Origin of the sequence: Actinomadura chibensis NBRC 106107, assembly GCF_001552135.1 — a bacterium.
GTDB classification, from domain to species: Bacteria; Actinomycetota; Actinomycetes; order Streptosporangiales; family Streptosporangiaceae; genus Spirillospora; species Spirillospora chibensis.
In genome coordinates, this window is record NZ_BCQP01000110.1 from 1 (window position 1) to 8,724 (window position 8,724).

Below are 8,724 nucleotides of genomic sequence, written 5' to 3' on the forward strand. Positions count from 1 at the left end.
CCCGCCGCCGCCCGGGCGCCCGCCCTGCCCCGGCGGGTACCCGCCGTACGCGGGGTCGCCCGGCAACATCTGCGTGCCCGGCCCTGGCTGCATGCCCGGCCCCATCGGCCCGCCCATGGGACCCGGCCCCATCGGGCCCTGTCCCATCGGCGCCTGCCCCATCGGCGGGGCGCCCATGGGGGCGGCGGAATCCATCCGGGTCCGGTCGAAGTCGTCGCCGCCGCCGAAGCCCTGGCCGATGCCTTGGGGGCCGTAGCCGGGGTCGCCGCCGAAGCCGTTGCCGAAGTTCGGGTTGTTGCCGTAGCCGGGGGCGATCTGGGTCGCGTCGGCGTCCGGGACGGCGGGCGGCTGCGGCTGCGGCAGCGCGGGGGACTGGTAGACCTGCGTCGCGTCGGCCTCCGCCTCGGGCTTGCGCGGCCGCGCGAACCACGAGTCGGGGACGATCGACTCCGTCCGCTCCGGCGCGGGCTCCACCCCGAACGCGCTCGGCGCGGGAGCGGGCGGCGCGGGCGGCGCGGCGGGCGGGGGCGCGGCGAACCCGCCGGACGGGTCGTCGTCCTCGTCCGGGACGAACGTCCAGGCGGCGGTGTCCTCGGGGTCGAAGGACGGCAGCGGCGACGCGGGCGGCGTGGACGCCCCCGGCGAAACCGGCGGCGCGGGCTGCGCGGGCGGTGCGGGCGGTGTGGAGGGCTCGACCGTCAGCCGCAGCGGCGGCTGCCCGCCCGTCGCCGTCCCCGGCGGTTCCGGCGCCGTCCGCTGCGTGGCCGCGCCGTCCGGGCGTCCCGGCAGGTCGAGGTCGGGTGTGACGGGTGGCTGCGCGCCGCTCGCCCAGGACGGCGTGGGCGGCGGCACCATGACCGTCCGGTCGCCGAGCGCGTCGGCGGTCCCGGCCACCGCGGGCGGGGCCGACAGGGGAACCACCGGTCCGTTCCGGGGGGTGTGGGGGGTCGTCCCCCCACCGGCGACGGGCCCGGCCGAGTACACGTCGATCGGGGCCGCACAGTGTGAACACTTGCCGAGCGTCCCGGGCGTGTCATTACCGCACGTCGGACACTGCATCGCTCAGACCTCGCCTTATCGCCGCTCTGTCCACGCCTTGCGATCCGGCCCGCCGCCGCGGGCGGCCGTCGCGTCCCCCGCGACCAGCAGGGCCCCCGACAAAAGTAGTCGGTGCCGCCGTTCTCGGACGCGTGGATGGGAATCTGGCACACCGCAGTCGGAGGTCGCACCGAATCACGACATCTCGGTACGGGTCAAGACCGGCCGCGCAGGTTTACCCGACGTCCCGTGATGCTGCTCACATCTTGCTCCCCGTCCGTCCCGGCCGTCCCGCGACCCGCCGCCGAGCCGCGGGGACGAGCCCGGAGCGGGGCCCTCAGCGGCTAGGCTCGGAGCGGTTTACCGGCGCATACCAGACGCATCCAGAGAAGACGGAGTCCATGAGCGATCTTCCGCTGCGTTCGCAGCTGGCCGTCGCGCTCGGTCGTACGGCCGCCAAGATGTCCCGCATGGCGGGCCGCGGGGACGGCTCGGTGATCGGCGGAAAGGTCGGCCTCCGCCTCGACCCCGAGCTGCTGACCAGGCTCGCGAAGGACCGCAAGCTCGTCCTCGTCAGCGCCACCAACGGCAAGACGACGACGACCCGGCTGATCACCTCGGCGATGACGCCGCTGGGCGAGGTCGCCACCAACGCGTTCGGCGCGAACATGCCGACCGGCCACGTGTCCGCGCTCGCGTCCGCGCCGACGGCCCGGTACGGGGTGCTGGAGTGCGACGAGAAGTACGTCCCGATGGTCCTGAAGGAGACCGGGGCGAACGTCGTCGCGCTGATGAACCTGAGCCGCGACCAGATGGACCGTGCCGCCGAGATCTGGCTGCTCGCCGGGAAGTGGCGGCGGGCGCTTGAGGCGTCCCCGCAGAGCCACGTCATCGCGAACTGCGACGACCCGCTCGTGACGTGGGGCGCGTCCACGGCGAAGAGCGTCACGTGGGTCGCGGCGGGCCAGCACTGGCGCGAGGACTCCTGGTGCTGCCCCGAGTGCGGCGGCCCCCTCGACCGGCAGGACACCGACGAGGACAGCGACTGGCGCTGCCGCCAGTGCCACTTCGCCCGGCCCCGCCCCGACTGGACGCTGCGCGGCGACCAGATCACCGCCCCCGACGGCCGGGCGTTCCCGCTGACCGGGCTGTCCCTGCCGGGCCGCGCGAACCGGTCGAACGCGCTGATCGCGCTCGCGGTCGTCGCGCAGTTCGGCGTCCCGCCCGAGCAGGCGCTGCCGCTGCTGTCGCAGGTCACGTCGGTCGCGGGCCGGTACACGACGGTCGAGCACGAGGGCCGCTCGATCCGGCTGCTGCTGTCGAAGAACCCGGCGGGCTGGCTGGAGGCGTTCGACGTCCTGCAGCCCGCGCCGGGCCCGGTCGCGCTGTCGATCAACGCGCAGGGCCCGGACGGCCGCGACACGTCCTGGCTGTGGGACGTCGACTACCGCATCCTGCGCGGCCGCCCCGTCTGGGTCACCGGCGAGCGGCGCATCGACCTCGCCGCCCGGCTGGAGGCCGCCGAGGTCTCCTTCACCGTCGTGGACGACATCGACCAGGCGGTCATGGCCGTCCCGCCGGGCCACCTGGACGTGATCGCCAACTACACCGCCTTCCAGTCCATCCGAACGAGGTACGGCCGTGTCGTCTGACCGCATCAAGATCGTCTGGATCTACCCGGACCTGCTCAGCACCTACGGCGACCAGGGCAACACGATCGTCCTGGAGCGGCGGGCGGCGCTGCGCGGCATCCCGACCGAGACCGTCCACCTGCGCTCGGACGAGCCCGTCCCCGCCGACGGCGACATCTACCTGCTCGGCGGCGGCGAGGACCGGCCGCAGATCCTCGCGGCGCAGCGGCTGCGCGGCGACGGCGGGCTGGCGCGGGCCGTCCAGTCCGGCGCGGTCGTGTTCGCGGTGTGCGCCGGGTACCAGCTCCTCGGCCACGAGTTCGGCGGCGAGGAGGGCCAGCCGGTCGCGGGCCTCGGCCTGCTCGACATCCGCTCCACGCGGGGCGAGCAGCGCGCGGTCGGCGAGATCGTCGGGGACGTCGCGGGCGAGCTGAACGTGCCGCGCATCACCGGCTTCGAGAACCACCAGGGCGTCACCCACCTGGGCCAGCACGCCCGCCCGTTCGCGAAGGTCGTGCACGGGATCGGCAACGGCGACGGGTTCGAGGGCGCCTACAGCGGGCGCGTCCTCGGGACGTACATGCACGGCCCGGCGCTGGTCCGCAACCCCGGCCTCGCCGACCTGCTGCTGCGCTGGGCGGTCGGCGCCGAGCTCCAGCCGCTGGACGACTCCTGGGCCGGACGCCTGCGCGAGGAGCGCCTCAAGGCCGTCGCCGGCTGAACCGCCGCCGCCGACCCGCCGGGACCGACGCGTCCCGGCGGATCGGCTCGCGCGGGCCGGGCCTGTGCAGCGCGTGCCGCGCTCGACCCTTCGGATCGGACCCGGCGCGGGGCCGGTGAGGCGGCATTGCCGATCATCCGGAAACCCCGACCGCGCGTCCGGCGCTGAAACCGTCGCGGCCCGTCGGCCCCGACCTCCAAATTCGGCTGCCGGATATCAGAACTCATTGGGCACGGATCTCGCTCGTCCTGCGAAAATGTAGGGGTGAACGATTTCGACTTCTACGCCTCGGTCGTCGCGACCGGGACCGTCCTCGGTCTGGACGAGACCTGCGACACGGGCGACCTGGCAGTTCGCCTTGGTTATGACCGCGACGAGGGCGAGGCCCAGAAGGCGTATCCCGTTCGCCATCTGGGGCTCGTGGAGTCGTGCTGGACGGGCCTCGGCGGCGGCCGGTGGCACGGCGTCAGCCTCGCCGTCCGCGTGTTCACGCTGCATTACGGGGACGTCGTCCCGCCCGCCGTCCGCGAATCCTACGGACCGTTCCGAAGTTCCGTTCGATTTCCGGAGTTCCGCGAGGAGCTCGAAAGCCGCGGGCTCGTCCTTGAGGAGCTTCCCACCCAGCCGGGCTGGCGCTGGTTCGTCCAGCCCGATTCGCAGACCGCCATCTGGGTGGACGACGGCGAACCCGACCCCCGGATGCCGACGCAGCCCGGGGACGTGCACGGCATCCGCATGCCCGCCGCCCTCCCGGTCAAGCCGCGGAGCGGCGCGCTGCAGGACGCCACCGCCGCCGTCCGCCGCCTCTCCCCGGACGAGCGCGTGCGCTGGCTCGCGAAACGGCAGCCCGCCGCCGGACCCGACCGCGCCGACTGGTGGGCGGAGCTGTTCGGCGCCGTCCTCGCCCGGCTGCACGGCCCGCCCGCGCAGCGCGCCGAGTGGGGGCGGTTCGGCCTGTGGCTGCTGCGGCAGGCGGAGTCGATCCAGCCGTTCCCGCCCGCGCGGGCGGCCTTAACCAAGGCCGGGCTCGTCGACACGCTGCACGAACTCGGCCTCCGGGACGCGCTGTCCGGTGAGCTGCCGCCCGCCGAGGACGTCGTCCGCGACTGCCTCGCCGCGATGCCGATGAGCCGCGAGGACGCCGTCCCGCCGCGATTCGCCGCGCCGGACCCGTCCTATGTCCGGCGCTGGCGGGAGATGAAGAACATGGTCGACGCGGCCCTCCCGCACCTGCCCCGCGTGATCGCGCCCGACCTCGCCGGCGAACTGCGCGACTGGGCCGCCCTGCGCGCGACGCCGCTTCCCCTTCCGGGCCGCGGGTCGTCCTGGAACCGCGGACCCTCATAGAATCCAGCACCATTCCCCCGAACTGCCCCGAGGAACGACATGCGCATCGAGGTGGACGGACGTCCGGCGACGGCGGAGACGCTCACGCACCCGGCGCTCGTCAACTACGGCCATTTCACCGCCATGCAGGTGCGGTCCGGCCGCGTCCGGGGCCTGCTCGCGCATCTGGACCGGCTCGACGCCGCGACCCGCGAACTGTTCGGCACGCCCCTCGACCCCGTCCGCGTCCGGGACCTGATCCGGCACGCCGTGGGCGACGGCGACGCGTCCGTCCGGGTGAGCGTCCACCAGCCGGAATCGGAACCCGTGGTCCAGGTGGTCGTGCGGGCGCCGGCCGAGGCGCCGTCGAAACCGCAGAGCCTGCTGCCGGTCGGCTACGAGCGGCCCGTCCCGCACATCAAGCACGTCGGCACGTTCGGCCAGATCCATTTCGGGCTCCAGGCGGAACAGGCCGGTTTCGACGAGGCGCTGCTCGTCCTGTCCGACGGCCGGGTCGCCGAGGGCGGCATCACCAACATCGGCTTCTTCCGCGACGGCCGGATCATCTGGCCGGACGCCCCCATGCTGCGCGGCGTCACCATGCGCCTCCTGGACGAGATCCTGCGCCCCTACCGCGCCGTGGTCCGCGTCGACGACCTGCCCTCATTCCACGGCGCGTTCGTCACCAACTCCCTCGGCATCGCCCCGGTGAGCCGGATAGGCGACGTGAAATACCCGCCCCGCGACGACTGGATGACCCGCGTCCACGAAGCGTACGCATCAGTCCCCTGGGACCAGATCTAGCCGCGCAGGGCCGCGAGCCCCTTTTCGAGGTCTTCCCTGGTCATCACCGGCTGGATCTCGATCTTCGCGCCGAATTCCTGGAAGAGCGGCTCGGCGATGGTCGGCAGCGTCGAGGAGTCCCGCATGTCGAAGACGAGCGTGCAGGAGCGTCCGCCGTCGCTCGGCCCGAAATAGGCGGCCTCGGGGTCGAGCCTTTCCATCAGCGACGCCATGACCTCGGGAAGCCTGCCGGTCTTGATCGCCTCGTTCGCGATTCTCGTGTCCATCTGCGCTCTGAGCATGACTCGCATCGCGGCGTCCCCCCGCCGCACCGGGACCGGTGCGGCCGGGCCCGCACTCGCCGAGTCCCGGTGCTCTAACCGAGTGATACTCGCCCACTGACCTGGACAAACCCGCCGCCGACCCGGCAAAACCAACAATCTACGCCGGGGTGAGGCTCGTCTCAGTGTTTGAACGTGTTCAAGTCTGGGGGTTAGGGTCGTTCTCGGAGGGTGGGAGGTGGCTTGGTGAAGGTCGTGATTCCCGGGGGGACCGGGCAGGTCGGGACGGTTCTCAGGCGGGCCCTCACCGCCGCGGGGCATGAGGTCGTGGTGTTGACCAGGAACCCGCGGGGCGATCGTGAGGTCCGATGGGACGGCGAGACCCTGGGGCCTTGGGCGGACGGCGTGATCGACGGCAGTGACGTCGTCGTCAACCTCGCCGGACGCAGTGTCAGTTGCCGCTACACCCCGGCCAGTATGCAGGCGATGATGGATTCGCGGGTGCGTTCGACCGAGGTCGTGGGCGAGGCGATCGCGGCGGCTAAGTGTCCGCCGAAGGTGTGGTTGCAGATGAGCACCGCGACCATTTACGCGCACCGTTTCGACGCGCCGAACGACGAGGCGACCGGCGTGATCGGCGGAGGTGAGGAAGGCGTCCCGCGCTACTGGGCCTACAGCGTCGAAATCGCCAAGGCGTGGGAGCGGGCGCAGGAAAAGGCGGACACGCCGTCCACGCGGAAGGTCGCCTTGCGCTCCGCGATGGTGATGAGCCCTGATCGCGGTGGCGTCTTCGACGTCCTGCTGTGGCTGGCGCGGCTCGGGCTCGGCGGGCCCGTCGCGGGAGGCGCGCAGTACGTGTCCTGGATTCACGACCGCGATTTCGTCCGGGCGGTCGAATTCCTCATCGAGCGGGACGATCTCGAAGGCGCGGTGAACCTGGCCGCGCCGGGGCCGCTGCCGCAGCGTGCGTTCATGCGTGCGCTGCGTGCGGCCTGGGGTGTTCCGGTGGGGCTGCCCGCGACGAAATGGATGGCGGAGATCGGCGCGCTCGCCATTCGGTCGGACACCGAGCTCCTGTTCAAGAGCCGCCGTGTAGTTCCGGGACGGCTCACGGAAGCGGGTTTCTCCTTCGAGTACACCGAATGGCCGGGCGCCGCCGCCGACCTCGTGCGGCGCGTCCGCGCACGCCGTTAGGCGCGGGAGAAGCGGGACGCCCATTCCCGCATGAAGGCCCGCAGTTCGGGCGGCTCCACGATCTGGAAGTCCGCCCTGGCCGCTCCCAGCGCCATGCTCGGCCAATCCAGGGAATCGGACGTCATTCGCACCCGGCAGTTTCCGTCGTCGACCTCCTCGACCGTGCACCACCGTCCGATACGCCCGCGCACCGTTTCGGCGGGGGCGCGCACCAGTGCCTCCACCTGGTAGGAGCGGGCGCGCTCGTCGACGGCGGCGCGGACGAACTCCGCCGCGTCCGCCGCGGGCAGGTCGCGCGGACGGAACCGCGCCCCGGTCACGTCCAGCCGGGAGAGCCGGTCCACCCGGAAGTTGCGCCAGTCGTGCCGGGTCAGGTCGTAGGCCACCAGGTACCAGCGGCGGCCGAGCCGGACGAGCCGGTACGGCTCGGCCTCCCGCTCCGTCCGATCGCCGTTCGCGGCGGTGTAGCCGAAGCGGAGCCGCTCGGCGTCCCGGCAGGCCAGCGCGATGGCGGTGAGGACGGACGCGTCGACCTCCGTCCCGGACGGGCCGCCGAACCCGGCGGGCACGGTCATCGCGCGCAGCGCCTCCACCCGCCGCCGCAGCCGGGCGGGCATCACCTGCACGACCTTCGCGAGCACCCGCACCGACGACTCGGCGATGCCCTCGACCGACCCCTGCGCCGCCGCCTGGAGGCCGACGGCCAGCGCGACCGCCTCCTCGTCGTCGATCACCAGCGGCGGCAGCGCGGCGCCCGCGGCGAGCTGGTAGCCGCCGTCGACGCCGCGCTGCGCCTCGACCGGATAGCCGAGGTCGCGGAGCCGGTCGACGTCCCGCCGCAGGGTGCGGACGGACACGCCGAGCCGGTCCGCCAGCTCGGCGCCGGGCCAGTACCGGTGGGTCTGGAGCAGCGACAGCAGGCGCAGGGTTCGTGAGCTGGTGTTCGCCATGCGTCCGATTCTTCCCGCTATTCAGGTCAGGAAGTGGCCGCTATCGCTCCTAGCTTGGTGTCTGTCAGCAAGACAACCCAAGCGACCCAAGGTGGAGACGTGACGATGACGACCGACGAGCAGCAGACCGTCCCGGCCGGAGAGCACGCCGACCTGCTGGCGATGCTGGCCAAGCACCGGCACTTCCTGCGGTTCACGACCCGCGACCTCACCGACGAGCAGGCGGGGCTCCGGACCACGGCGAGCGAGCTGTGCCTCGGCGGGCTCATCAAGCACGTCACGTCGTGCGAGCGCGGATGGGTGGAGTTCATCCAGGATGCCCCGTCCGCGATGCCCGACTTCACCCAGATGACCGAGGAGGACTTCCAGCGCCGCGCGGACGAGTTCCGCATGCTGCCCGGCGAGACCCTCGCCGGGGTCCTCGACGCCTACGCCGAGGTCGCCCGCCGGACGGACGAGTACGTCGCCACCCGTCCCGACCTGGACGAGCTCAAGGAACTCCCCAAGGCCCCCTGGAACACCGAGACGCACTGGTCGGTGCGCCGCGTCCTGATGCACATCGTCGCCGAGACGGCCCAGCACTCCGGGCACGCCGACATCATCCGGGAGTCCCTGGACGGCGCGAAGAGCATGGGCTGACCGGACCCGCGGCGCCCGGCGAGAATGGGCGCGTGGGACAGGTGCACTCGGTGCTGGTGCGGGCCGGGGCGGAGCCGTGCGCGACGCGCGCCCGCCCGGCCGCGCCCCGGCTGCGACCGTTCGTCGCCGGAACCGGGGCCTTCCGGATCGGGACGGCGGGG

At 72.8% G+C, this 8,724-nt stretch carries 8 protein-coding genes and 1 pseudogene; 6 read left to right on the forward strand and 3 right to left on the reverse strand.

Going from position 1 to position 8,724, the window contains the following annotated elements; translation table 11 throughout:
• Positions 1-921, reverse strand: a pseudogene (locus ACH01S_RS45050) (hypothetical protein); the annotation flags it as partial.
• A 518-nt stretch (positions 922-1,439) separates the two neighbouring features.
• Here ACH01S_RS45050 and ACH01S_RS41430 point away from each other — a divergent pair.
• The 4 genes from ACH01S_RS41430 (at position 1,440) to ACH01S_RS41445 (ending at position 5,520) form a co-directional block, all read left to right on the forward strand.
• Positions 1,440-2,690, forward strand: a complete 1,251-nt coding sequence (locus tag ACH01S_RS41430; protein ID WP_067905773.1) for a Mur ligase family protein — start codon at positions 1,440-1,442, stop codon at positions 2,688-2,690.
• The gene (locus ACH01S_RS41435; protein WP_067905775.1) at positions 2,680-3,390 is read left to right on the forward strand and encodes a type 1 glutamine amidotransferase; all 711 of its coding nucleotides are present in this window, start codon (positions 2,680-2,682) and stop codon (positions 3,388-3,390) included. Before ACH01S_RS41430 ends, ACH01S_RS41435 begins: the two co-directional genes overlap by 11 nt.
• Positions 3,391-3,654: 264 nt before the next feature.
• A complete protein-coding gene (locus tag ACH01S_RS41440; RefSeq protein WP_067905777.1) occupies positions 3,655-4,737 on the forward strand; it encodes a hypothetical protein in 1,083 nt (360 codons plus the stop codon).
• A gap of 39 nt (positions 4,738-4,776) precedes the next feature.
• Positions 4,777-5,520, forward strand: a complete 744-nt coding sequence (locus tag ACH01S_RS41445; RefSeq protein WP_067905779.1) for an aminotransferase class IV — start codon at positions 4,777-4,779, stop codon at positions 5,518-5,520.
• Here ACH01S_RS41445 and ACH01S_RS41450 read toward each other — a convergent pair.
• Positions 5,517-5,786, reverse strand: a complete 270-nt coding sequence (locus tag ACH01S_RS41450) for a DUF3303 family protein (protein ID WP_218010583.1) — start codon at positions 5,784-5,786, stop codon at positions 5,517-5,519. The two genes, ACH01S_RS41445 and ACH01S_RS41450, sit on opposite strands and share 4 nt — an antisense overlap.
• A gap of 240 nt (positions 5,787-6,026) precedes the next feature.
• Between ACH01S_RS41450 and ACH01S_RS41455 the strand changes: the two genes are divergently transcribed.
• Positions 6,027-6,974 (forward strand): TIGR01777 family oxidoreductase, encoded by a 948-nt coding sequence (locus tag ACH01S_RS41455; protein WP_067905783.1) that lies wholly within the window; start codon positions 6,027-6,029, stop codon positions 6,972-6,974.
• On the opposite strand, the gene ACH01S_RS41460 is transcribed toward ACH01S_RS41455, so the two are convergent.
• Positions 6,971-7,924 carry a helix-turn-helix transcriptional regulator gene (locus ACH01S_RS41460; RefSeq protein ID WP_067905785.1) on the reverse strand — a complete coding sequence of 318 codons (954 nt, stop codon included), beginning with the start codon at positions 7,922-7,924 and terminating at the stop codon, positions 6,971-6,973. The two genes, ACH01S_RS41455 and ACH01S_RS41460, sit on opposite strands and share 4 nt — an antisense overlap.
• A gap of 105 nt (positions 7,925-8,029) precedes the next feature.
• On the opposite strand from ACH01S_RS41460, the gene ACH01S_RS41465 reads away from it, so the two are divergent.
• Entirely contained in the window at positions 8,030-8,563 is a 534-nt protein-coding gene (locus ACH01S_RS41465; RefSeq protein WP_067905787.1) for a DinB family protein, read from the forward strand.
• Positions 8,564-8,724 lie beyond the last annotated feature (161 nt).

What these genes read in the sequence shown, in the direction of transcription:
- ACH01S_RS41460 (WP_067905785.1), bottom strand. Translation starts at nt 7,924, where the DNA reads ATGGCGAACACCAGCTCACGAACCCTGCGCCTGCTGTCGCTGCTCCAG.
- ACH01S_RS41465 (WP_067905787.1), top strand. Translation starts at nt 8,030, where the DNA reads ATGACGACCGACGAGCAGCAGACCGTCCCGGCCGGAGAGCACGCCGAC.
- ACH01S_RS41445 (WP_067905779.1), top strand. Translation starts at nt 4,777, where the DNA reads ATGCGCATCGAGGTGGACGGACGTCCGGCGACGGCGGAGACGCTCACG.
- ACH01S_RS41430 (WP_067905773.1), top strand. Translation starts at nt 1,440, where the DNA reads ATGAGCGATCTTCCGCTGCGTTCGCAGCTGGCCGTCGCGCTCGGTCGT.
- ACH01S_RS41450 (WP_218010583.1), bottom strand. Translation starts at nt 5,786, where the DNA reads ATGGACACGAGAATCGCGAACGAGGCGATCAAGACCGGCAGGCTTCCC.